The 22,871-nt window shown below is 55.2% G+C and carries 24 protein-coding genes; 21 read left to right on the forward strand and 3 right to left on the reverse strand.

Annotated features, from left to right (window positions below):
- The first annotated feature begins 2 nt into the window (after positions 1-2).
- From M493_RS06195 to M493_RS06220, 6 genes are all read left to right on the forward strand, one after another.
- Positions 3-1,079 carry a CaiB/BaiF CoA transferase family protein gene (locus tag M493_RS06195; protein ID WP_020959443.1) on the forward strand — a complete coding sequence of 359 codons (1,077 nt, stop codon included), beginning with the start codon at positions 3-5 and terminating at the stop codon, positions 1,077-1,079.
- Between the two features lie 3 nt (positions 1,080-1,082).
- Positions 1,083-2,702, forward strand: coding sequence for a long-chain fatty acid--CoA ligase (locus tag M493_RS06200; RefSeq protein WP_020959444.1), 1,620 nt, complete (start codon positions 1,083-1,085; stop codon positions 2,700-2,702).
- 14 nt (positions 2,703-2,716) lie between these two features.
- Complete coding sequence (locus M493_RS06205) at positions 2,717-3,568, forward strand: 3-hydroxyacyl-CoA dehydrogenase family protein (protein ID WP_020959445.1); 852 nt, start codon at positions 2,717-2,719, stop codon at positions 3,566-3,568.
- A 144-nt stretch (positions 3,569-3,712) separates the two neighbouring features.
- The gene (locus tag M493_RS06210) at positions 3,713-4,864 is read left to right on the forward strand and encodes a thiolase family protein (protein ID WP_020959446.1); all 1,152 of its coding nucleotides are present in this window, start codon (positions 3,713-3,715) and stop codon (positions 4,862-4,864) included.
- Positions 4,865-5,003: 139 nt separating this feature from the next.
- Positions 5,004-5,573 (forward strand): Uma2 family endonuclease, encoded by a 570-nt coding sequence (locus tag M493_RS06215; protein WP_020959447.1) that lies wholly within the window; start codon positions 5,004-5,006, stop codon positions 5,571-5,573.
- A gap of 86 nt (positions 5,574-5,659) precedes the next feature.
- Positions 5,660-6,538 (forward strand): DMT family transporter, encoded by an 879-nt coding sequence (locus M493_RS06220; RefSeq protein ID WP_020959448.1) that lies wholly within the window; start codon positions 5,660-5,662, stop codon positions 6,536-6,538.
- Between the two features lie 83 nt (positions 6,539-6,621).
- Here M493_RS06220 and M493_RS06225 read toward each other — a convergent pair whose 3' ends face one another.
- Positions 6,622-7,239, reverse strand: a complete 618-nt coding sequence (locus M493_RS06225; protein WP_020959449.1) for a trimeric intracellular cation channel family protein — start codon at positions 7,237-7,239, stop codon at positions 6,622-6,624.
- Between the two features lie 151 nt (positions 7,240-7,390).
- On the opposite strand from M493_RS06225, the gene hflX reads away from it, so the two are divergent.
- The 4 genes from hflX to glnA all read left to right on the forward strand — a co-directional run bounded on the left by hflX (position 7,391) and on the right by glnA (position 11,779).
- On the forward strand, positions 7,391-8,638 hold the full coding sequence (gene hflX, locus M493_RS06230; RefSeq protein WP_020959450.1) for a GTPase HflX: 1,248 nt from the start codon (positions 7,391-7,393) through the stop codon (positions 8,636-8,638).
- A 15-nt stretch (positions 8,639-8,653) separates the two neighbouring features.
- Complete coding sequence (locus tag M493_RS06235; RefSeq protein WP_020959451.1) at positions 8,654-9,925, forward strand: aminotransferase class I/II-fold pyridoxal phosphate-dependent enzyme; 1,272 nt, start codon at positions 8,654-8,656, stop codon at positions 9,923-9,925.
- Between the two features lie 76 nt (positions 9,926-10,001).
- On the forward strand, positions 10,002-10,403 hold the full coding sequence (locus tag M493_RS06240; protein WP_023817566.1) for a MerR family transcriptional regulator: 402 nt from the start codon (positions 10,002-10,004) through the stop codon (positions 10,401-10,403).
- A 41-nt stretch (positions 10,404-10,444) separates the two neighbouring features.
- Positions 10,445-11,779 (forward strand): type I glutamate--ammonia ligase, encoded by a 1,335-nt coding sequence (gene glnA / locus M493_RS06245; protein ID WP_020959453.1) that lies wholly within the window; start codon positions 10,445-10,447, stop codon positions 11,777-11,779.
- A gap of 107 nt (positions 11,780-11,886) precedes the next feature.
- Here the strand turns inward: glnA and lexA are convergent, their stop codons facing one another.
- The gene (lexA, locus tag M493_RS06250) at positions 11,887-12,510 is read right to left on the reverse strand and encodes a transcriptional repressor LexA (protein WP_020959454.1); all 624 of its coding nucleotides are present in this window, start codon (positions 12,508-12,510) and stop codon (positions 11,887-11,889) included.
- Positions 12,511-12,665: 155 nt separating this feature from the next.
- Between lexA and yneA the strand changes: the two genes are divergently transcribed.
- The 8 genes from yneA (at position 12,666) to M493_RS06290 (ending at position 20,680) form a co-directional block, all read left to right on the forward strand.
- Positions 12,666-12,971, forward strand: a complete 306-nt coding sequence (gene yneA / locus M493_RS06255) for a cell division suppressor protein YneA (protein WP_020959455.1) — start codon at positions 12,666-12,668, stop codon at positions 12,969-12,971.
- Between the two features lie 18 nt (positions 12,972-12,989).
- Positions 12,990-13,640 (forward strand): YneB family resolvase-like protein, encoded by a 651-nt coding sequence (locus M493_RS06260; protein WP_020959456.1) that lies wholly within the window; start codon positions 12,990-12,992, stop codon positions 13,638-13,640.
- Between the two features lie 94 nt (positions 13,641-13,734).
- Positions 13,735-13,965 (forward strand): DUF896 domain-containing protein, encoded by a 231-nt coding sequence (locus tag M493_RS06265; RefSeq protein WP_020959457.1) that lies wholly within the window; start codon positions 13,735-13,737, stop codon positions 13,963-13,965.
- Positions 13,966-14,086: 121 nt separating this feature from the next.
- Positions 14,087-16,093: a transketolase gene (gene tkt, locus M493_RS06270; protein ID WP_020959458.1), complete on the forward strand. Its 2,007-nt coding sequence runs from the start codon at positions 14,087-14,089 to the stop codon at positions 16,091-16,093.
- A 186-nt stretch (positions 16,094-16,279) separates the two neighbouring features.
- Entirely contained in the window at positions 16,280-16,717 is a 438-nt protein-coding gene (gene sirA / locus M493_RS06275) for a sporulation inhibitor of replication protein SirA (protein ID WP_020959459.1), read from the forward strand.
- Positions 16,718-16,805: 88 nt separating this feature from the next.
- The gene (locus M493_RS06280; RefSeq protein ID WP_020959460.1) at positions 16,806-17,018 is read left to right on the forward strand and encodes a YneF family protein; all 213 of its coding nucleotides are present in this window, start codon (positions 16,806-16,808) and stop codon (positions 17,016-17,018) included.
- Between the two features lie 123 nt (positions 17,019-17,141).
- The gene (locus M493_RS06285; RefSeq protein WP_020959461.1) at positions 17,142-18,881 is read left to right on the forward strand and encodes an ABC transporter transmembrane domain-containing protein; all 1,740 of its coding nucleotides are present in this window, start codon (positions 17,142-17,144) and stop codon (positions 18,879-18,881) included.
- A 20-nt stretch (positions 18,882-18,901) separates the two neighbouring features.
- On the forward strand, positions 18,902-20,680 hold the full coding sequence (locus M493_RS06290; protein ID WP_020959462.1) for an ABC transporter ATP-binding protein: 1,779 nt from the start codon (positions 18,902-18,904) through the stop codon (positions 20,678-20,680).
- Between the two features lie 23 nt (positions 20,681-20,703).
- Here M493_RS06290 and M493_RS06295 read toward each other — a convergent pair whose 3' ends face one another.
- On the reverse strand, positions 20,704-20,883 hold the full coding sequence (locus tag M493_RS06295) for an aspartyl-phosphate phosphatase Spo0E family protein (protein ID WP_020959463.1): 180 nt from the start codon (positions 20,881-20,883) through the stop codon (positions 20,704-20,706).
- A 172-nt stretch (positions 20,884-21,055) separates the two neighbouring features.
- Between M493_RS06295 and M493_RS06300 the strand changes: the two genes are divergently transcribed.
- The 3 genes from M493_RS06300 to M493_RS06310 all read left to right on the forward strand — a co-directional run bounded on the left by M493_RS06300 (position 21,056) and on the right by M493_RS06310 (position 22,858).
- A complete protein-coding gene (locus M493_RS06300) occupies positions 21,056-21,763 on the forward strand; it encodes a cytochrome c biogenesis protein CcdA (RefSeq protein ID WP_020959464.1) in 708 nt (235 codons plus the stop codon).
- 64 nt (positions 21,764-21,827) lie between these two features.
- On the forward strand, positions 21,828-22,184 hold the full coding sequence (locus M493_RS06305; protein ID WP_041267881.1) for a response regulator: 357 nt from the start codon (positions 21,828-21,830) through the stop codon (positions 22,182-22,184).
- A 191-nt stretch (positions 22,185-22,375) separates the two neighbouring features.
- Positions 22,376-22,858 carry a CcdC protein domain-containing protein gene (locus M493_RS06310; RefSeq protein ID WP_020959466.1) on the forward strand — a complete coding sequence of 161 codons (483 nt, stop codon included), beginning with the start codon at positions 22,376-22,378 and terminating at the stop codon, positions 22,856-22,858.
- The last annotated feature ends 13 nt before the right edge of the window (positions 22,859-22,871 follow it).

Consider the following 22,871-nt stretch of genomic DNA (forward strand, 5'->3'; position numbering starts at 1 on the left):
CGGTGCTGGACGGCATTATGGTACTTGACTTTTCCCATTATTTGCCCGGTCCGTTTGCCAGCTGGCGCCTTGCGCAGCTTGGAGCGGACGTCATCAAAATCGAGCCGCCATCCGGCGACCGGCTGCGTCCGTTCGCCGGGGGCCGGCTGTTTGCCGCCTACAACGCCGGCAAAAAAAGCGTCGCTTTAGACTTAAAGACCGAGAAAGGGCGCAACCAAGCCCGGCGGCTTGCCGCCCGCGCCGACGTGTTGATTGAAAGCTTCCGACCCGGGGTGATGGCGCGGCTTGGGCTCGGCTATGACGATGTGCGCCGTGACAATGAAAGGATCATTTACTGTTCGATCAGCGGCTTTGGCCAACGGAGCGGGCGCTCGTTGCTCGGCAGCCATGATTTGAACTACATGGCGCTTTCCGGCTTGTTGGCGCAGCTCGCTGATGACAGCGGCCGCCCAGTTCACCCGAACGTGACGCTCGCCGATTTTATCGGCGGCATGGCGGCGGCCGAACGCATTTTGGCGGCCTTGTTTGCCCGTGAGAAAACGGGAGCCGGCGCACATTTGGACGTCTCGCTTGTCGATGGCCTGGCGGCGATGATGGCCGGCCATTTCGCCATTGAGCACGGCGGCGGACCGAAAAACGGTTTGGCCGAGCTTTCCGGTGAGGTGGTGTGCTACCAGCTGTATGAGACAAAAGACGGCCGCTATATGAGTTTGGCAGCGCTCGAGCCGCACTTTTGGCGGCAATTTTGCGAAGCGGTCAGCCGTCCGGAATGGATCGGGGCGCAATGGGCGCCGGCACGGCCGGGGGAAGCGGTATATGACGGGCTTGTCGCCTTGTTCCGCGAAAAGACATTGGACGAGTGGCGCGCGTTCGCCGAAACGGTCGATGCCTGTCTCGCCCCGGTGCTCGAAACAAGAGAGGCGAAGGAATGGTTTGCTGATCATCGGCTTCGCCATCTCGTCCGGCTGCGGCCGGATGGCGCCTGGACGGCGGCGCATGGATCGGATGGCCGATGGGAGGACGGCGCAGCCGTCCCGAACACGAATGAACACGCCTACTTATTAAGGGAGGGGGAATGAACGATGATGAAAACACCGTTAAACATTTCGATGATGCTCGAGCGGGCGGAGCTGTTTTTCCCGGCGAAACAAGTCGTCTCGCGCATGAAAGGGGGCATTGTCCGCCATACATACAAGGAGATCGGCGAGCGAACGCGGCGGTTGTCAAGCGTGTTAAAACGGCTTGGCGTCGAGGTCGGCGACCGCGTCGGCACGTTCGCGTGGAACCATCACCGCCATTTGGAAGCGTATTTTGCCATTCCCGGCATCGGGGCGGTGCTTCATACGATCAACATTCGCCTTTCGGCGCAGCATATCGCCTACATCATCAACCATGCCGATGACCGCGTCCTGCTGATTGACGACGATTTGCTCCCGGCGATCGAGGCGGTCAAAGACGAGATCTCGAACGTGCGCGCCTTTATTATCATGACTGATAAGGATGAGCTGCCGGAAACGACGCTTTCGCCGGTGTACCATTACGAAAAGCTGCTCGCGGATGGCGATCCTTCCTTTCCATTTTTAAAAGACCTCGATGAATACCGACCGGCCGGTATGTGCTATACGTCGGCGACAACAGGTGCTCCGAAAGGGGTCGTCTATACGCACCGAAGCACCGTCCTGCACGCGATGGCGCTCGGGTTGGCTGACACGCAAGGGCTGTGCGAGCGCGATGTCATCATGCCGGTCGTGCCGATGTTCCATGTCAACGCCTGGGGACTGCCGTTTGCCGCCACGTGGTTCGGCTCGACGATCGTCATGCCGGGGCCGGCGTTTACGCCGACAGTGCTTGCCGAGCTCATTGATGCTGAGCGGGTGACGATCACGGCCGGCGTGCCGACGATTTGGCTTGGACTCTTGCAAGAATTGGAGAAAGGAACCTACGATGTCAGCAGCTTAACGCGTGTCATTTGCGGCGGGTCGGCCGCACCGAAAGGGGTCATCCGGACGTTCGAAGAAAAGTACGGCATTCCGTTTATTCACGCATACGGGATGACGGAAACGAGCCCGTTGGTGCTCGTCTCGCGTCCGAAAAGCTATCAAGACGGACTGTCATACGAGGAGAAGCTCGACATTCGCGCCAAACAAGGGCTGCTGGCGCCGGGTCTTGAAATGAAAGTGATCGGCCAAAACGGCCCGGTCCGCTGGGACGGGAAGGAAATGGGTGAGCTTTGCCTGCGCGGGCCGTGGATTGCCGCCGAATATTACAACGATGAGCGGACGAAAGACTCGTTCCGCGACGGCTGGCTCCATACCGGCGATGTCGTCACCGTCGACGAAGAAGGGTTTGTGAAAATCGTCGACCGGACGAAAGATGTCATTAAAAGCGGCGGAGAATGGATTTCGTCGGTTGATTTGGAAAACGCCCTTATGGCGCACGAGGCGGTGTTTGAAGCGGCGGTCGTCGCCGTGCCGCATCCGAAATGGCAAGAGCGGCCGATTGCCTGCGTCGTGCTGAAAGAAGGGAAAAATGTCACAAAAGAAGAGCTGTACGACTTTTTGCGTCCGCAGTTCACGAAATGGTGGCTGCCGGATGACATTGTATTTCTTGATGAAATTCCGAAAACGAGCGTCGGCAAATTTTTAAAGCGGAAGCTGCGCGATGAGCTGGCGGCGCGCTATGCCGATGCGGCGACGGAGTAAAGGAGGCGAACAACGTGGCAGACACTATTGCGGTCATCGGCGCCGGCGTGATGGGAAGCGGCATCGCGCAAACGGCGGCGATGGCGGAAAAAACGGTGTACTTATATGACGTGTCCGAAACGGCTTTGCAAAACGGGCTCGCTTCGGCGGAAAAAAGTTTGCGCCGCTTTGTCAAAGCCGGCGAGCTGTCCGAGCCGGAGGCAGCGTCGGCGCTTGGGCGCATCCGCCCGACCATCGATTTGGCTGAAGCGGTGCGCGGGGCGGACGTCGTCATTGAAGCCGTGCCGGAAAACTTGGCGCTGAAAAAAGACGTGTTTCAAAGACTTGATGAGCTGGCCGGGCCGAACGCCATTTTGGCGACCAACACATCGGAGTTGAGCGTCACGGCGCTCGCTGCCGCGACCAGGCGGCCGGAGAGAGTGATCGGCATGCATTGGTTCAATCCGGCCCCGGTGATGAAACTGATTGAGATTGTCAAAGGCGAGACGACCTCTGATGAAACGGTTGACGCCATCCGCCGCCTGTCCGCGGAGCTTGGCAAAGAAACGGTGGTGGTCAAGGATCGGCAAGGATTTGTGACGACAAGGGCGATCGCCGCTCATATGATCGAATGCATCCGCATGTACGAAGAAGGAGTGGCCTCAGCGGAAGACATCGATAAAGCGGTGCGCCTCGGGCTCAATTACCCGATGGGGCCGCTTGAACTCGCCGACATGGTTGGGCTCGATACGCTTTTGTTTGTGAGCGAAAATATGACGGAAGCGTACGGCGGCCGGTTCCGCGCACCGCAGCTTTTGCGCAAGCTCGTTGAGGCCGGTCATTTAGGCCGGAAGACGGGAAAAGGGTTTTATGCGTATTCAACATGACAAGAAGCACAATAGGCTGGGCCGTCGGAGCGGGAACATGCCGATCCGGCGGCGTCCGCTGTCTGCCGGCACCTTTGCGCGAAACAGTGCGGCCTGCACCAAAGAAAGGCGCAGGGATGACCAAAATGACAAGGGGGAACAAGCATGGTGCGTGAAGCGGTCATTGTGGAGGCGGTCAGAACGCCGGTCGGCAAGCGAAACGGCGTCTTCCGCGATGTTCATCCGGTGCATCTCGCCGCGGTCGTGCTCGATGAAGTCGTACGCCGGGCGGGCATTGAAAAGCGGATGGTCGAAGACATCGTCATGGGCTGCGTGACGCCGATCACCGAACAAGGATACAACATCGGCCGGCTCGCGGCGCTCGAGGCCGGATTCCCGATCGAAGTGCCGGCCGTGCAAATCAACCGGATGTGCGGCTCGGGCCAGCAGGCGATTCATTTCGCCGCCCAGGAAATCCGCTCCGGCGATATGGATGCCGCGATCGCCGCCGGAGTCGAAAGCATGACGAAAGTGCCCATTTTAAGCGATGGCAACGAACGGACGATTCCACCGTCGCTTCATGAAAAATATGAGTTCATCCACCAAGGCGTCTCGGCCGAGCGAATCGCCAAAAAATACGGCCTGACGCGCGAGGAGCTCGACGCCTACGCGTACGAAAGCCATCAGCGCGCCTTGGCGGCTTTGCGCGAAGGGAAGTTTCGCGCGGAAATCGTTCCGGTCAAAGGGCTGGACCGCGACGGCCGTGAGATTCTCGTCGCCGATGACGAAGGGCCGCGGGCCGATACGTCGCCAGAAGCGCTCGCCGCACTGAAACCGGTTTTCCAAGAAGATGGCGTCATCACTGCCGGCAATGCGAGCCAAATGAGCGACGGGGCGGCAGCCGTGCTGTTGATGGAACGGGAGGCGGCGCAACGGTTCGGACTCACGCCGAAAGCGCGCATCGTCGCGCAAACGGTCGTCGGTTCCGACCCGACGTATATGCTCGATGGCGTCATTCCGGCGACACGGCAAGTGTTGAAAAAAGCGGGCCTCACGATCGACGACATCGACCTCATTGAAATCAATGAAGCGTTTGCCCCGGTCGTGCTCGCCTGGCAAAAGGAAATCGGCGCTCCGCTTGCGAAAGTGAATGTCAACGGCGGCGCCATTGCGCTTGGCCATCCGCTCGGCGCAACAGGCGTCAAGCTGATGACATCGCTCGTCCATGAACTGAAGCGGCGCGGCGGCCGCTACGGGCTGCTCACGATTTGCATCGGCCACGGCATGGCGACAGCCACGATCATTGAGCGGGGATAAGGAGTGAGAATGATTGGGGGGGAAGCGTTCGACAGCAGGGCGGCCGTCAAGCCGCCCCGCATTTTTTTCGTAAAACGATAGGACGGAGCGGGAGTGCCTGTGATAAGATGAAAGAAAAGCAAGGGAAAGGGGAAACGCAGTGCAAAAAGAAAGACCTTTTTACACATATCAGGACATTGAACGTTGGGAAGGAAATTGGGAACTGATCGAAGGGGTTCCGTATTTATTGGCCTCTCCATCGTTTGAGCATCAGTATGTGGTCGGGCAACTGCACCTTGCGTTGGCTTCGTATTTTCAGGCACGTGGCTGTCATGTCATTCTTGGTCCGTTTGATGTTCAGCTTGATCCTGAGGAGCCGGAACGGATGGCAAAAACGGTTGTTCAGCCAGATTTATCAGTTGTTTGCCGGGTTGAGCAAATGAGGAATCGGCGAATGAAAGGGGCTCCCGATCTTGTTGTGGAAGTGCTGTCGCCAAGCACCGCCCTGCGTGATCGAAATCAGAAATATTATTTATATGAGAAATATGGCGTGCATGAGTATTGGATTGTAGATCCCATCAATCGGACGATCGAAGTGTTCAGTTGGCAAGATGGGAGATTTCAACAGCGGGCGGTTTTCGGACCAAGCGATGAGCTTGTTTCGTTTTGGCAGCCTGATTTGACGGTTTCGCTCGCCCCTGTGTTTCCTCCTGAAGAAAGCAACGTCTAGCTGTTGGAAAACAGTCTTGTTTGGCCGTTGCTTCTGGAAATAACGGTTTCGCCTTGAGTGTTAGGAAAGCAAAGGAGATGGAGGGCATGAAACAGCCTGTTCTCGCTTCCTTGTATTTATCCCTTGCCGCTGGCATTTGGGGCGGGATGTATGTCGTGAGCAAATACGTGTTGGACTACATTCCGCCGTTGACGCTCGTCTGGCTTCGTTATGCCATTGCCTTGATCGTGCTTGCCGCCATTGCGGCGGCAAAACGCGAGCGCCCGCCGAAAAACGGGCGCGACTGGGGGATGGTCATTGCGATTGGCATGGTCGGCTATGTCGTCTCCATTTCTTTGCAATTTGTCGGCACGAAATGGTCGAACGCCCATACCGCTTCACTCATCACCGCCTCGACGCCGGCGTTTGTCGTTTTGTTTGCCCGTTGGCTGCTTGGCGAAGCGCTCACATGGCGGAAAATCAGCGCGCTGTTATTGGCGGCATCCGGCGTCATCGTCATCGTCGGCTTCGGAGGCGGCGGGGAGTCGACGTTCGCCGGAAATATGGCGCTAGTCGGTGCAGCGGTCACTTGGGCGCTATTGTCGGTGCTTGTGAAAATGGCGTCAGTCCGATTGTCTGTATTTTCCATCACCACCTACGCCATCTTGGCCGCATTTATTGGCATGACGCCGATGATGGCCGCTGAAAGGCCGGGCTTGGCTATAAACCAATGGAACGCGCCTGTCGTGCTCGGCGTGTTATACCTCGGTGTGGTGTCGACCGCCGGCGCCTTTTTTCTTTGGAATAAAGGAATGGAGATGATGGACGCTGGCATCGGCTCGCTCTTTTTCTTTTTCCAGCCGCTCGTTGGCTCGCTTTTTGGCTGGCTGTTTTTGCATGAGCAGCTCACCGCCTCGTTTTGGCTCGGCGGCGCGCTCATTGTTACCGGTGTGGCGGTGGCGGTGCGAAGCGGGCCAAGCGCGTGAGAAAGGAGGCGATCAAAAAGCGAAGCGCCTTCGTGGAGGCCTTCGCTTAACGAACAGAAGGATGTTGCTTTCCGGTTGGTTTCTCACCGTCCGCCCACTTTTTCCCCGACCGCCCGGCGCGGCAGTTTCCAGCCGTATGTGTAGGATAAAATGCGCAAAGCGGCGACAGCGATAAACAGTATATACAGTTCCATAGGAGAATTCGCCCATCTCAACCCGATGGCAAGACCGGCGAGAATCGCCCAGGCGGCGTAAATTTCCGCATGCAACACGAGCGGCTTCCGCCCGGCGAGCACATCGCGGATGATGCCGCCGCCGCTGCCGGTCAACACGGCGGCGACGATGACGGCGCTTAGCGGATGCCCCATTTTCACCGCGTGCAGCGCTCCTTGGATGGCAAACGCCGACAAACCGAGGGCGTCAAAAAAGTTGCCCCACCGTTTCCATGGCGGCAACATTTGCCGTGGGAACAAATAGACGACTGTCATCGAGATTAAGGCGACAAGAAAGAGCTCCCCCTGTTGCCATAAAGCTGACACGGGCAACCCGATCAGCAAATTGCGCACCGCCCCTCCGCCAAAGGCGGTAACGATCCCCAAAATATATACCCCGAGCAAATCGTACTCCTCTTCCATGGCGATGATCGCCCCGCTGATGGCGAACGCGATCGTGCCGATGATGCTTAACACTTCCCATGTCATCGAAGTCGTTCCTTTCTAAGCGAATTTCTCCTATCATTGTAGGGGTAACAAAGCCCGGGAATCAATCATTTTTTTGAATGAACTAGCAAGCCGGCCGCCCATTTTGGTATGATGGAAGAAGACAACAAGTCCGCCAGAAAGGAAGGATGCCATGGGCCGTGAACAAGCCATTATCGTCGGCTGCCAACTCGCCGGTGTTGATCATGAACGGTTTTGCTACTCAATGGAAGAGCTCGCTTCGCTCGTGGCGACGGCGAACGGTGAAGTGGCTGCCGAACTGACGCAAAAGCGTGAAACGCCGCATCCGGCGACGTATATCGGCAAAGGGAAAACGGAGGAGCTCGCCGCGCTTGTGAAGGAACTCGATCCTGATCTTGTCGTTTTTAACAGCGAGCTTTCTCCAAGCCAGGCGCGCAATTTGACGAACATGCTTGGCGAGGTCAAGGTCATTGATCGGACGCAGCTCATTTTAGACATTTTTGCCCAACGCGCTCGCTCGAAAGAAGGAAAGCTGCAAGTTGAGCTCGCCCAGCTCGAGTATATGCTGCCGCGCCTTAGCGGCCAAGGAGAGATGCTCTCGCGTCTTGGCGGCGGCATCGGCACGCGCGGACCGGGAGAGACGAAGTTGGAGACTGACCGCCGCCATATTCGCCGCCGCATTGACGACATTAAAGAGGAACTGCGGCGCATCGCCGGGCATCGCGGGCGGTATCGCGAGCGCCGGCAAAAAAACCGCGCCTTTCAAATCGCGCTCGTCGGCTATACGAACGCCGGCAAGTCAACGATCTTCAACCGGTTGACCGCCGCCGATTCGTTCGAGGAAAATTTGCTGTTCGCCACGCTTGATCCGCTGACGCGCAAGTGCGTCTTGCCATGCGGCTACACGGTGCTTGTCACCGATACGGTCGGGTTCATTCAAGATTTGCCGACGACGCTCGTTGCTGCGTTTCGCTCGACGCTTGAAGAAGTGAAGGAAGCGGACTTGCTGCTTCATGTCGTCGATTCGTCGCACCCGGATTACGCCGAACATGAGCGCACCGTATCGCGGCTCATGGCGGAACTAGGGGCCTCTTCTATTCCGGCCGCCACCGTTTACAATAAAAGCGATCGGCAAGCGCCGGAATTTCTCCCGACGGCAACCGATGCAATTGTGATGAGCGCGCTCTCGGCTGCCGATGTCGACCGGCTCCGCCTCTTTATCGAAGAGGCGGTGAAACAGCAAATGAGTCGTTATGACGTGTCGATTCCAAGCGGAGAAGGAAAACTGCTCGCCCGTCTCAAAACGGACACGATTTTGCATGAATGGCATTATAATGAACACGAGGGCACGTACGACTGTCAAGGATACGTGCTGCCGACACACCCGTTATATGGGGAGCTGCAATCATTTCAACGGTAAGAAAGGGTTCATCTTATGTTTTGGACACAGTGGAGACAAGGAGAAAAAATCGCTGCTCTCATCGAGGAAGTGGAAACACAAATTGCACCGATCCACCGCGCTATCGATGAGCTCATCGATGTGAACCAATATCGCGTGCTCGACAGTTTTCGCCGCCATCAGGTGAGCGACGGGCACTTCATCCCGTCAACCGGCTACGGCTACGACGATATCGGCCGCAATGCGCTCGATAGCATTTACGCCGATGTGTTTGGAGCGGAAGCGGGGCTTGTCCGTCCGCAAATCATTTCCGGCACGCACGCGATTGCGATCGCCCTGTTTGGCGTCTTGCGGCCGGGCGATGAATTGCTTTACATCACCGGCGCTCCGTACGATACGCTTGAGGAAATCGTCGGCGTCCGCGGCGGCGGCGTCGGTTCGCTAAAAGAGTTCGGCATCCGTTATCGGAGCGTGCCGCTGATGGAAGACGGTTCCGTCGACTTTCAGGCTGTTCGCGAAGCGATCCACGAGCGGACGAAAATGATCGGCATTCAGCGTTCGCGCGGGTATGCGACACGCCCGTCGTTTACGGTCGATGAAATCGCGGAGATGACCGCCTTTGTTAAAGCGATCAAGCCGGATGTCGTGGTGTTTGTCGACAACTGTTACGGCGAGTTTGTGGAGGAAAAAGAGCCGTGCCATGTCGGCGCCGACTTGATGGCCGGCTCGCTGATCAAAAACCCGGGCGGAGGCTTGGCGAAAACGGGAGGCTATATCGTTGGCAAGCAGCCATACGTCGAAGCGTGCGCCTGCCGGATGACCTCACCGGGCATCGGGGCGGAAGTCGGCCCGTCGCTTTATACGTTGCCGGAGATGTACCAAGGGTTTTTCCTCGCCCCGCACATTGTCGGCCAAGCGCTCAAAGGGGCGGTGTTTACGGCAGCGATGCTCGAGCGCATCGGACTTTCGACATCGCCATCGTGGAAGGAGAAGCGCACGGACCTCGTGCAATCGGTTCGCTTTGACGACCCGAAGCAAATGGTTGCCTTTTGCCAAGCCATCCAAGCCGCTTCTCCGGTCAACGCCCATTTTACCCCGCACCCAAGCGAGATGCCCGGCTATGAAGACAAAGTCATCATGGCGGCCGGCACGTTCGTGCAGGGCGCGAGCATCGAGCTGACGGCAGACGGGCCGCTGCGGCCGCCGTATGTTGCGTACGTGCAAGGCGGATTGACGTATTCACACGTGAAAATCGCCATTTGCTCAGCCGTTCACCGCCTGCTTGAGCAACAGCTCATTTGTTTGTAAGAAAATATGACGTGTCATTGACTATTTTCTTGACATTATGATAAAATGAAGGTATCAAAAGCGAGGAGGAATTGGCATGAGTAGCCATATTCGTCGTTCCATGCCATTGTTTCCGATTGGGACTGTGATGCAGCTAACGGACTTATCAGCCCGTCAAATCCGCTATTACGAAGAGCACGGCCTCGTCACGCCAGCGCGCACGGAAGGAAACCGGCGGCTGTTTTCGCTCAATGATATCGACCGTTTGCTCGAAATTAAAGATTTGATTGACCAAGGCGTTAACTTGGCCGGCATCAAGCAAATTTTTGCCGCACGGCAAGAAGGGCGCCGCGAGCAGCCGGAAAAAGTTGAAAAAGTAGGGAGACCGAAGCTGTCAGACGAGGAGCTGCGCGAAATGTTGCGGACGGAGCTGCTGCAGGCCGGGCGATTCCAGCGCGCATCGCTTCGCCAAGGAGATCTCGCTCGCTTCTTTCACTAATGACTAGGAAATGATTTCGGAGCCGGGGAGGAGTTGTCAACATGGCAAAATATACGCGCGAAGACATTATGCGCATCGTCAAAGAAGAAAACGTCAAGTACATTCGCCTGCAATTTACGGATATTTTAGGCACGATCAAAAACGTCGAAATTCCGGTTAGCCAAATCGAAAAAGCGCTCAACAACAAAATGATGTTTGACGGGTCGTCGATCGAAGGATTCGTCCGCATCGAAGAATCGGATATGTATTTGTATCCGGATTTGGATACGTTTGTCATTTTTCCGTGGACGTCAGAAAAAGGGAAAGTCGCCCGCTTCATTTGCGACATTTACAATGCGGATGGCACGCCGTTTGAAGGCTGCCCGCGCTACAACTTAAAACGCGTGTTGAAGGAAATGGAAGCGCTCGGCTTTACAGCGTTCAACTTAGGGGCGGAGCCGGAGTTTTTCCTTTTCAAGCTTGATGAACACGGGCGTCCGACGATGGAACTGAATGACCGTGGCGGCTATTTCGATTTGGCGCCGACGGATTTGGGTGAAAACTGCCGGCGCGACATCGTGCTTGAGCTTGAAGAAATGGGTTTTGAAATCGAAGCATCGCACCACGAGGTCGCCCCAGGGCAGCATGAGATCGATTTTAAATATGCCCACGCCATTAAAGCGTGCGACGACATTCAAACGTTTAAGCTCGTCGTCAAAACGATTGCCCGCAAACATGGGCTGCATGCGACGTTTATGCCGAAGCCGATTTTCGGTATTAACGGTTCGGGAATGCACTGCAACTTGTCGTTGTTCCGCAACAACGAAAACGCCTTTTTTGATCCGAACGGCGATTTGCAGCTGAGCGATACAGCGCGGCAGTTTATCGCTGGTGTGCTGAAACATGCGCCGAATTTTACGGCGGTGACCAATCCGACGGTCAACTCGTACAAGCGGCTCGTTCCGGGCTATGAGGCGCCGTGTTACGTTGCTTGGTCGGCGCGCAACCGCAGCCCGCTCATCCGCATCCCGGCTTCGCGCGGCATGAGCACGCGCATCGAAGTGCGCAGCGTCGATCCGGCAGCGAACCCGTATTTGGCGATGGCTGTGCTGTTGGCGGCAGGGCTTGACGGCATTCGCAACAAGCTCACTCCTCCGGCGCCGGTTGACCGAAACATTTACGTCATGACGAAAGAAGAGCGGCTCGAAGAAGGGATTGTTGATTTGCCGGCGACGCTGATCGAAGCGCTTGAAAACTTGAAATCGGACGAGGTGATCGTCCATGCGCTTGGCAAGCATTTATTCGAGCATTTCATCGAAGCAAAAGAAATTGAATGGGATATGTACCGGACGACGGTTCATCAATGGGAACTGGATCAATATATGGAATTGTATTAAGCAAGAAAAAAGGCTGTCCGCATTCGGACAGCCTTTTTCGCCATTATTGTTGGCCGGTTAGGCCGCAACGTGGGAGCGGCAGTGCGACGCCAACTCTCTTCTGCCGGTCAGTCAATCAAGCGATACACGCCGATCACTTTGCCAAGAATCGTGCAATGACGAACGATGATCGGTGCGAGATGGATGTTTTCCGGCTGCAGGCGGATATGGTCTTTTTCTTTGAAAAACCGTTTTACCGTTGCTTCGTTTTCCTCCGTCATGGCGACGACGATGTCGCCGTTATTGGCGGACGACTGTTGGCGGACGATCACATAGTCGCCGTCCAAAATGCCGGCTTCGATCATGCTGTCGCCCATCACCTCGAGCATAAACAACGGTTCCTCGCCGGCGGCGAGCCGCTTCGGCAGCGGGAAATAGTCGTCAATGTTCTCGACAGCCGTGATCGGCTGTCCGGCTGTCACTTTGCCGATGACCGGCACCGAAATGATCTCCCCTTTTTCCCCCGCTTTTTCCGTATCGCTGTCCAAAATTTCAATGGCGCGCGGTTTCGTCGGGTCGCGGCGGATGTATCCTTTGCTCTCAAGGCGCGCAAGATGGCCGTGGACGGTTGAACTCGACGCCAAACCGACCGCTTCCCCGATTTCCCTTACCGACGGAGGATAGCCTTTCGTTTTCACTTCCTGCTTGATAAACTCTAAAATTTGTTGCTGCCGCTTGGACAGTTTCGTCATCCTTTTTCACACCTCTTGCCACATCATTTGCTTTCATTATAGCATGGGAGAACGAGAAAAACAAACATAAGTTCGAATTTTTTTGTTGACGCAAACAAACGTTCTTGATTATAATGGAGAAAAAACGAACAAATATTCTAGGTGAGGGTGGGGACATGAAAAAAGCACTGATGCACTATCTCGTTTTTTCGGCCTTGCTCGCGTTAACGCTCGCGGCATTCGTTTATGCCGGCAGTCCGGTCGATCGAAATGCATACATGACTGTCACCGTTGCTCCCGGTGACACGCTTTGGGGGTTGGCGAAACAGTATGAAGGGGAACACGGGCTGTCACCGAACGAGTTTATCCGCTGGGTGGTAGAGGTAAACCATCTGCTGAGCTCGCGCCTTACGGCAGGTGAACAAATCGTTATTCCTGTGTTAAAATCAAAGCAGGACGGCTCGTTGGCCGTCAGGCGGTGACAGAAAGAAGGGGTTGCCATGAAGGCGGTCATTTACTGCCGCGTCAGTACGGACAAAACAGAACAGGAAACGTCGCTGGCACGGCAACGCGCCGAACTGGAGAAGCTGGCAAAAGAGTGCGGCTTTGATGTCATCCAAGTGATCGCCGAGCAGGCGAGCGGCTATGAAGCCGACCGCGACGGGGTGCTCGAGCTGCTTGCACTTTGTGAAGAAGGCGCGGTCGACGCCTTGCTCATTCAAGATGAAACGCGGCTTGGACGCGGCCACGCGCGCATGGCCGTGCTGCATTGCTTGAAAAAACGGGGCGTGAAAATCTACAGCGCCAGCCATCGCGGCGAGATGCCGCTGTCAGAGGCAGATGAAATGGTGCTGTCGATCATCGCCATCGTGGAGGAGTACCAACGAAAAATACATAATGCAAAAATTAAGCGCGGCATGCAGCGGGCTATCGAGCGCGGCTACCGGCCGGAGCGGAACTTGGCGCGCCGCGGTGAAAACGCCGGGCGCGACCGGATTGAACTGCCGGTTGAGGAAATCGTCCGCTTGCGCGGGCGCGGCTTGACGTTTGCGGAGATCGCCGCCACGCTCCGGAGCTTCGGTTACGCGGCGTCCAAAGCGACCGTCCATCGCCGCTACCAGGAGTATATGGACGAACACGAGCGGCGCTAGCGTCCGAGAGCCGAGGCTTCCCTGTTGCCATTGGCCCGCCCGGTCGGATAAGATAAAACAGAGCAATAACATGATAGACAGGAGAAGATGCCCCATGCTTGCCAAGCATAAATTGGCCCGCATCAATGAGCTGGCAAAAAAGGCGAAAACGGTCGGCTTGTCGGCTGAAGAAACAATCGAACAGGCAGAGCTTCGCCGCGAATACATTCAGGCGTTCCGCCAAGCGATGACCGACATGCTTCACACGGTGACGGTCATCGACCCAAACGGCAACGACGTGACGCCCAAAAAATTGAAGGAAAGCCAGCGTCGTCGCCTTCATTAAACGACGGGCGAGAAAGGCGGAGATGCCCTGTTTTTTCTGACAGTGAAAATAACGTTGTACAAAGAAGCTGATTTTCTATATGATAGTAAATGACACCATGTTGACGAAAGGGAGGAACACGATGGCGCATTCGATCGAAGAATTAGCGATTACCACCATCCGTACGCTGTCGATTGACGCGATTGAAAAGGCAAAATCCGGGCATCCCGGCATGCCGATGGGCGCGGCGCCGATGGCGTACACACTCTGGACGAAATTCATGAACCATAATCCGGCCAATCCGGGCTGGTTCAACCGCGACCGGTTTGTTTTGTCCGCCGGGCACGGGTCGATGCTGCTTTACAGCTTGCTTCATTTAAGCGGCTACGATGTCACGATGGACGATTTGAAGCAGTTCCGCCAATGGGGAAGCAAAACGCCGGGGCACCCGGAATACGGCCATACGCCAGGGGTAGAGGCGACAACCGGCCCGCTCGGCCAAGGGATCGCGATGGCGGTCGGCATGGCGATGGCGGAGCGGCATTTGGCGGCTACATACAATCGCGACGGATTTGACATTATCGACCATTACACGTATGCGATTTGCGGTGATGGCGACTTAATGGAAGGGGTGGCGAGCGAAGCGGCTTCCCTCGCCGGCCACTTGAAGCTCGGCCGCTTGATTGTTCTATATGATTCAAACGACATTTCCCTTGACGGGGAGCTGAACTTGTCATTTTCGGAAAACGTCGCCCAACGCTTCCAAGCATACGGCTGGCAATATTTGCGCGTTGAAGATGGCAACAACATCGAACAAATCGCCAAAGCGCTCGAGGAAGCACGCGCCGATCTCGACCGGCCGACGCTCATTGAAGTGAAGACGACGATCGGTTACGGCGCGCCGACAAAGGCGGGCACATCGGGCGTCCATGGCGCTCCGCTCGGGGCCGAGGAAGCGAAACTGACGAAAGAAGCATACCGCTGGACGTTTGCTGAAGATTTTTATGTGCCGGATGAAGTGTACGCCCACTTCCGAGAAACGGTGCAAGAAGCCGGGGCGAAAAAAGAAGCGGAATGGAAGGAACAATTGGCTGCCTACGAGCAGGCGCATCCGGAATTGGCCGCCCAGCTGAAGCAGGCGATCGAAGGGAAGCTCCCGGACGGTTGGGAAGCATCGCTGCCGGTGTATGAAGCAGGCAAAAGCTTGGCGACCCGTTCATCGTCCGGGGAAGTGATCAATGCCATCGCCAAAGCGGTGCCGCAGCTGTTTGGCGGTTCGGCTGACCTGGCGAGCTCGAACAAAACGCTCATTAAAGGTGGCGGCAACTTCTTGCCGGGCAGCTATGAAGGGCGCAACATTTGGTTTGGTGTGCGCGAATTTGCCATGGGGGCGGCGTTAAACGGCATGGCGCTCCATGGTGGAGTGAAGGTATTTGGCGGCACGTTCTTCGTGTTCTCGGATTATTTGCGCCCGGCGATTCGGCTGGCGGCGCTCATGGGCTTGCCGGTGACGTATGTGTTGACGCACGACAGCATTGCCGTCGGGGAAGACGGCCCGACGCATGAGCCGGTTGAGCAGCTTGCTTCACTCCGGGCGATGCCGAACTTGTCAGTCATCCGACCAGCTGATGCGAACGAAACGGCGGCGGCTTGGCGGTTGGCGGTTGAATCGACGGACAAGCCGACCGCGCTCGTTCTGACGCGCCAAGACCTCCCCACCTTGCCGACAACAGCCGATTTGGCATATGAAGGCGTGAAAAAAGGTGCGTACGTCGTCTCGCCGGCGAAAAACGGCACTCCAGAAGCGCTGCTGTTGGCGACCGGTTCGGAAGTGAGCCTGGCGGTGAAAGCGCAGGAAGCGCTCGCCGCTGAAGGCATCGATGTCTCGGTCGTCAGCATGCCGTCATGGGACCGCTTTGAAGCGCAGCCGGGAGCGTACCGCGATGAAGTGCTTCCGCCGACGGTGACGAAGCGGCTTGCCATTGAAATGGGCGCGTCGCTCGGCTGGGAGCGCTATGTCGGTGCGGATGGCGACATTGTAGCCATCGATCGGTTTGGCGCTTCTGCTCCGGGAGAAAAAATTATGGCTGAATATGGTTTTACCGTTGACAACGTCGTCCGTCGCGTGAAAGCATTGCTTGGCAAGTAACCGAACGACCGTGAGAACAGGCTGCCCTTGCGCGTTGCAAGGGCAGCTTTTTTGATCGAGTTGCGGCGGACGCCCGCCGCAACCAAAAATCGACAATGTTAGTGAAAAAAATTACCGCTAATAGACATATTTTTCCCCTTTCCTTTTCTATAATAGAAATAGATGAAGAGAAATGGGGGATGGGACATGGTTCGTTATTGGATTTATTTGTTAAATGATGAAGTGGCGGCACACTACCGCCACCGGACGGAAAAAATTGTCGAACTGCTTCGGGAGCATCAGTGTGCGAAAGCGCCGTTGAAAACGATTTGCCGCAAGCAAGTTGAATTTATTACCGAACGGTTGTCGTTTTCGCGTCTCGAGTTGGGCTTAAAGCAATATTTTGTCGGGCGTGTCGGCAAAAATTTAGAGCGCAATATGTTCATTTTGCAAAATGACGCCGGTGACGAAGCGCTTCTTGTTGTGCAAAAGCGCCGCCTGCTGCTTGTTGCTGACAGTGCGCCGCTGGCGGCCGACATCGGCCGGGCGCTCGCCAGCGTAGCGCCATCGTTTTTGGCGGTTGCTGCTGATTTTGTCGACTATCATTGGCTGTCTGCACCGGCGCCGGGAAGAAAATTTGCGTAAGGCGAAGATTTTTGTCGCGGAATATTGTCTAATGGCACATCGTTTAGTACACTGTTAAGGAGACAACAAGAAGGAGGAAAATCGCTGTATGTGGACCACGATTCTCGTTGGTGTGCTGGCGCTCATCGCCGGTGTGGCGCTCGGGTTTTTCATCGCCCGCAAAACGATGATTAATTATTTGAAGAAAAATCCGCCGATCAATGAACAAATGATCCGCATGATGATGATGCAAATGGGCATGACCCCGTCGCAAAAGAAAATCAACCAAATGATGAAAATGATGAACAACCAACTGAAATAAGGGAAACGGACACTCGATTGAGAGTGTCTTTTTATTTTGGAAAAATGTTCTTTCAAAATTTTTCTAGTTTTGTTACAATAATATGGCGGTTGTTCGTTAGCCAAATGAAAGGGGGCGGGTCGCGTGAGCGTGTTCCGCGATTTGTTTTGGTTTTTTCGCCAAGAGAAAAAGGCGTACATCACCGGCGTTCTATTGCTCGTGATCGTTGCCTTTTTAGAAACGATCCCGCCGAAAGTGATCGGCCTTCTAGTCGACTATATGAAAAACGGCACGATGACGAAAGAAGTGCTCGTTCGTTGGGTGGCTGTTCTCGCTGCCATCGCAGGGGCGCTCTATATGCTCCGCTACGCCTGGCGCATTTGCATTTTCGGCTCATCTGTCAAGCTCGCCCGCCAGCTGCGCAACGAGCTGTACAGCCACTTTACGAAAATGGCGCCGTCATTTTACCAGCGGAAGCGGATCGGTGATTTAATGGCTCATGCGACAAACGATTTGCAAGCCATCCAACAAACGGCGGGAAGCGGCATTTTAACGCTCGTCGACTCGGTGACGCTTGGCGGTTTTGTCCTGGCGACGATGGCCATATCGATCAGTTGGAAGCTGACGTTGATCAGCCTGCTGCCGCTGCCGATTATGGCATGGGCGACAAGCCGCTACGGAACGATGCTTCATCAGCGGTTTTTAACCGCACAAGAAGCGTTTTCGTCGCTGAATGATAAAGTGCAAGAAAGCATGAGCGGCATTCGCGTTATAAAAGCGTTCGGCTACGAAGAAAAAGATGTGGAAGCGTTCCGCCGCCAATCGGAAGATGTGGTGGCGAAAAATGTCGCGGTCGCCAAAGTTGATGCGCTCTTTGATCCGACGATCGGGCTGCTTGTCGGGCTGTCGTTTTTTCTTGCTGTCGCGTTCGGCAGTCAGATGGTCATGGCCGGCGAGTTGACGATCGGCGAGCTCGTGTCGTTTACGACATACCTCGGCCTGCTGATTTGGCCGATGCTGGCCTTCGGCTGGCTGTTTAATATCGTCGAGCGCGGGCGCGCCTCGTACGACCGGGTGCGGGCGCTGTTGGCCGAAGACGATGAGATCAAAGAAATGCCGGGGGCGTTGGCCGTTCCGCCGCAGGGGAACATCGAATACGACATCCGCCGGTTCGCCTATCCGGGAGAGATGAAACCGGCGCTTGCCGACGTCCGCTTCCGGCTTGAGCGCGGAGCGACGCTTGGCGTCGTCGGCAAAACCGGGGCCGGGAAAACGACGCTGTTGCGTCTGTTGTTGCGCGAGTTTGACAACTATGACGGTGACATTCGGTTCGACGGCCATGACATCCGCCGCTATACGTTGTCGGCGCTGCGGGCGGCCATTGGCTATGTGCCGCAAGACCATTTTCTTTTTTCCGCTTCTGTTCGCGACAATATTGCGTTTGCTAAACCGGAGGCAGGCGAGGAGGAAATTGTCGAAGCGGCGCAGTTGGCTTATATTCATGATGACATTCTCCATTTTCCGGACGGGTATGAGACGGTCATCGGTGAGCGCGGCGTTTCGCTGTCCGGCGGTCAAAAACAGCGGCTGTCGATCGCCCGGGCGCTTCTGATGGACCCGGAGCTGCTCATTTTAGACGATGCATTGTCGGCGGTCGATGCGAAAACAGAAGAGCGGATTTTAACGGCATTGAAGCAGGAACGACGCGGGAAAACGACGATCATTGCCGCCCATCGTTTAAGCGCGGTCGAGCATGCCGATTGGATTCTCGTCCTCGATGGCGGCCGCGTCATACAAGCGGGGACGCATGAAGACTTGATGGCTGAAGACGGCTGGTATCGCGAGATGTATCGGCGTCAACAGCTTGAGGCGCTTGTGGAATGACAACGGATAGGAGGGAGCGTATGAACGAACAAGTCTTGACGGTCAAAGAGCAGCGGCGCGTTTTGTGGCGGCTGCTCGCTTATATGGGGCGATACAAAAAAGAAGCTGCGCTCGCCTTTGCGCTCCTTCTATTGGCGACCGCCGGGGAGCTGGCCGGCCCGTATCTCGTGAAAGTGTTTATCGATGATTATTTGATGCCGAACCGCCTCGCACCGGGTCCGGTGACGGCGCTGGCAGCCGCCTATATCGGCGTGCTCGTCGGGAAAACCGTCATTTGGTATTTTCAGCTGATTGGGTTTCAGCGGCTTGCTTTATATATTATCCAAGCGTTGCGGATGGACGTCTTTTCCAAAGTGCATCGACTTGGGATGAGCTACTTTGACCGGACGCCGGGCGGCAGCATCGTCTCGCGGGTGACAAATGACACGGAAGCGATCAAAGATATGTTTATTAGCGTTTTAGCGGTGTTTGTGCAAAACGGTCTGCTTGTCATTGGCGTTTATATCGTCATGTTTTCACTCAATGTTCAGCTTGCGCTGTTTTGTCTGTTCATTCTTCCGGCCATCGCATTGATTATGAAAACATACCGCCGTTACAGCTCGGTATTTTACCAAGAGATGCGCGAACGGCTGAGCGAGCTGAACGCCAAATTGAATGAATCGCTGCAAGGGATGGCCATCATTCAAGCGTTCCGCCAGCAGCGCCGCCTGTACGAAGAGTTTGCTGCCGTAAATGAGGCGCATTACGAAGCGGGAATGAAAAACATTCGCCTTGACGGGCTGCTGCTTCGGCCGGCGATCGATGTTGTCTATATGGTGTCGATCATGGTCGTACTCAGCTTTTTCGGCATTTCGGCGCTTGAGAGCCCGGTCGAGATCGGGGTGCTGTACGCGTTTGTCAACTATTTGGAACGTTTTTTCGAGCCGGTGACGCAAATGATGATGCGGTTGTCGCTCTATCAGCAGGCGATCGTTTCCGCCTCCCGCGTCTTTGCGCTCCTTGACCATGATGAAGAGGCCCCGTCCAATCCGGAACAGGCGCCGTATACGATTGAGCGTGGAGAAATTGAGTTTCGCGATGTCAGCTTTTCATATGATGGCAGGCGCGACGTGCTGAAGCGGCTGTCTTTTACCATCCGTCCCGGGCAGACGGTGGCGTTCGTCGGGCATACGGGCAGCGGCAAAAGCTCGATCATCAACTTGCTTATGCGGTTTTATGAATTTGATCGTGGCGATATTTTGCTTGACGGCCGGTCGATCCGCGACTATTCGCGCGCCGAGCTGCGCCGCGCTCTCGGTCTCGTCTTGCAAGATCCGTTTTTGTTTTATGGGACGGTGAAAGAGAATATTCGCATGTATGACGAGCGCTTAAGCGATGAAGAGATTAAGAGCGCCGCCCGTCTCGTACAGGCGGATGCGTTCATTGAACAGCTGCCCGGACGCTATGACCATCTGCTTGCGGAGCGCGGCGCCACGTTATCGAGCGGGCAACGCCAGCTCCTTTCGTTCGCTCGCACGATCGCTGCCAATCCGAAAATATTAGTGCTCGATGAGGCGACCGCCCATATTGACACCGAGACGGAGGAGGCGATTCAAACGGCGCTGGCGCAAATGCGAAAAGGGAGGACGACGATCGCGATCGCCCATCGCCTGTCGACGATTCAAGACGCCGACCAAATTTTTGTCCTGCACCGCGGCGAAATTGTTGAGCACGGTACACACCAACAGCTGTTGGCGCAAAAAGGGTTGTACTACCAAATGTACTTGTTGCAAAACGGTCTTGTCGATGCCCGCGCGTAAAGAAAAAAGCGCCGTTTCCCGCCTTAGCGGGAGGCGCTTTGTTTTCGTTGTCGCACTTGTTCGCGTTGATAGGCGTTGAGCAGCGTGTCAAGTTCTTTGCTTACTTTCATCGCGGCTTCCGAGTTTAAACCGGTTTTGGCTACGGTGTCGACAAGTTCCATCCGCTTTTGTTCGATTAAGGTTAACAAATTGCGTTTTGGCACGAATAAACCGTCCTTTTCATGAAGTATCGTGTACTGTATTTTATATTATTTTACCAATGAACGCAAAAATGGAAAATAGAAAAATTGACCAAGAAACGGTGAGAAAAACGTTACGGAAGGATGGATTTTTGCTAAAATAAAAGTAAAAAACGGAGCAGGGGCTGATTCAACAGTGAATGATCTCAATCTCTTTTTAGCGTTCGGCGCCGGGTTTTTGTCGTTTATTTCCCCGTGCTGCTTGCCGCTTTATCCGGCGTTTTTATCTTATATTACCGGCGTGTCGGTCAGCGAGTTGAAAGAGGAAAACGCCATGCTCAACCGTCGCAGTTTATGGCACACGCTTTGCTTCTTGCTAGGGTTTTCGCTGATTTTTATTTCTCTCGGCTTTGGTACTTCGTTTCTCGGCCGGCTGTTTGCCGATTATCAAGATGTGATCCGGCAAATCGGCGCGGTGTTGATCGTCGCCCTTGGCCTTGTCGTCGCCGGGCTGTGGAAGCCGGCGTTTTTGCTGAAAGACCGGCGCATTTCGTTTCGTGAGCGGCCGTCGGGCTATTTTGGCTCGGCGCTCATCGGCATGGCGTTCGCCGCCGGTTGGACGCCGTGTATGGGTCCGATTTTAGTGGCGGTTATTGCCTTGGCCGCGGCCAATCCGGGTTCAGGGATGATGTATATGCTCGCGTATACGCTCGGCTTTGCCGTTCCGTTTTTCATTCTGTCGTTTTTTATCGGCAAACTGCAATGGATTCGCCGCCGTAGTGCATCCATTATGAAAGCAGGCGGATATGTTATGATGGCGATGGGGGTTGTCCTTTATTTTGACTGGATGACGAAGATCATCGCCTATACAACAAGTCTGTTTGGCGGATTTACCGGCTTTTAGCCGAAGAGGGACGCTTTGTAGTTGATGGAATCCAAAAACAGGTAGGGAGAGGATGGTGGAGAAGGTGGCTGCCGTTTTAGTGGTTGACGATGCGAAGTTTATGCGATTGACGCTGACCCGCATTTTGGAAAAGGCGGGCCATACAGTAGCCGGCGAGGCGGAAAACGGCAAAGAAGCGGTCGAGCTGTATCGTCGGCTGCGTCCGGAGTTGGTCATCATGGACATTACGATGCCGGTCATGAACGGCATCGAAGCGGTGCGGGCGATCAAGGACACTGACCCGGGAGCGAAAATCATCATCTGTTCAGCGCTGGGGCAGCAGCGCATGGTCGTCGAGGCGATCGAAGCTGGCGCCGCCGACTTTATTGTCAAACCGTTTGAGGAAAACCGCGTTCTCGAAGCGGTCGCCCGCCTGTTATAGACGACCGCCGGCGCAAGGGAAGCCGAACCCGCAGGCTGTATAAAGATCGCTTCGGCTCTTTCCATTGACAGGGAGATGGTTCCGCACTCCCTCTATGCCGGCAGTGAGGTCGTTCGAAGGGAACAGTAGGCAAGCACGATCGTTTTTGCTATAATAATCGTGTTGTCCATGAATTTTGTTGGAAGAAGGTGATGGCTTTGTTGGCGCTTCTTACATCGCTCATCGCCATTGTGATGACTTGTTTCGTCTTTTTTGTGCGCATGAAAGCATCGGAAAAGCCGACGAACGCGAAAAAAATCATTTTGCCGCCGCTGTTTATGAGCACAGGAGCGCTCATGTTCATCGATCCGGTATTCCGCGTCACGCGCGGGGAGCTCATCGAAGCGGTCGTTCTCGGCCTGTTTTTTTCGCTGTTTCTCATTAAAACATCGAAATTTGAAATCCGTGGCAACGACATTTACCTGAAACGTTCGAAGGCGTTTGTTTGGATTTTGCTCAGTTTGATCGCCATTCGCTTCGGCTTGAAGACATATTTAGGGAGGACGATCGACTACGGCCAGTTAAGCGGCATGTTTTATTTGCTTGCGTTTTCCATGATCGTCCCATGGCGGATCGCGATGTATGTGTCGTATAAAAAACTGGCAGCGCAATTGAAACCGCCGGTGTTCACTTGATCCCCACCTGCAT

Source organism: Geobacillus genomosp. 3 (assembly GCF_000445995.2).
GTDB lineage: Bacteria > Bacillota > Bacilli > Bacillales > Anoxybacillaceae > Geobacillus.

Excerpts from the sequence above, each read along its gene's own strand:
- M493_RS06200 (WP_020959444.1), top strand. The coding sequence starts at position 1,083 with ATGATGAAAACACCGTTAAACATTTCGATGATGCTCGAGCGGGCGGAG.
- M493_RS06210 (WP_020959446.1), top strand. The coding sequence starts at position 3,713 with ATGGTGCGTGAAGCGGTCATTGTGGAGGCGGTCAGAACGCCGGTCGGC.
- M493_RS06220 (WP_020959448.1), top strand. The coding sequence starts at position 5,660 with ATGAAACAGCCTGTTCTCGCTTCCTTGTATTTATCCCTTGCCGCTGGC.
- M493_RS06225 (WP_020959449.1), bottom strand. The coding sequence starts at position 7,239 with ATGACATGGGAAGTGTTAAGCATCATCGGCACGATCGCGTTCGCCATC.
- hflX (WP_020959450.1), top strand. The coding sequence starts at position 7,391 with ATGGGCCGTGAACAAGCCATTATCGTCGGCTGCCAACTCGCCGGTGTT.
- M493_RS06235 (WP_020959451.1), top strand. The coding sequence starts at position 8,654 with ATGTTTTGGACACAGTGGAGACAAGGAGAAAAAATCGCTGCTCTCATC.
- M493_RS06240 (WP_023817566.1), top strand. The coding sequence starts at position 10,002 with ATGAGTAGCCATATTCGTCGTTCCATGCCATTGTTTCCGATTGGGACT.
- glnA (WP_020959453.1), top strand. The coding sequence starts at position 10,445 with ATGGCAAAATATACGCGCGAAGACATTATGCGCATCGTCAAAGAAGAA.
- lexA (WP_020959454.1), bottom strand. The coding sequence starts at position 12,510 with ATGACGAAACTGTCCAAGCGGCAGCAACAAATTTTAGAGTTTATCAAG.
- yneA (WP_020959455.1), top strand. The coding sequence starts at position 12,666 with ATGAAAAAAGCACTGATGCACTATCTCGTTTTTTCGGCCTTGCTCGCG.
- M493_RS06260 (WP_020959456.1), top strand. The coding sequence starts at position 12,990 with ATGAAGGCGGTCATTTACTGCCGCGTCAGTACGGACAAAACAGAACAG.
- M493_RS06265 (WP_020959457.1), top strand. The coding sequence starts at position 13,735 with ATGCTTGCCAAGCATAAATTGGCCCGCATCAATGAGCTGGCAAAAAAG.
- tkt (WP_020959458.1), top strand. The coding sequence starts at position 14,087 with ATGGCGCATTCGATCGAAGAATTAGCGATTACCACCATCCGTACGCTG.
- sirA (WP_020959459.1), top strand. The coding sequence starts at position 16,280 with ATGGTTCGTTATTGGATTTATTTGTTAAATGATGAAGTGGCGGCACAC.
- M493_RS06280 (WP_020959460.1), top strand. The coding sequence starts at position 16,806 with ATGTGGACCACGATTCTCGTTGGTGTGCTGGCGCTCATCGCCGGTGTG.
- M493_RS06290 (WP_020959462.1), top strand. The coding sequence starts at position 18,902 with ATGAACGAACAAGTCTTGACGGTCAAAGAGCAGCGGCGCGTTTTGTGG.
- M493_RS06310 (WP_020959466.1), top strand. The coding sequence starts at position 22,376 with ATGGCTTTGTTGGCGCTTCTTACATCGCTCATCGCCATTGTGATGACT.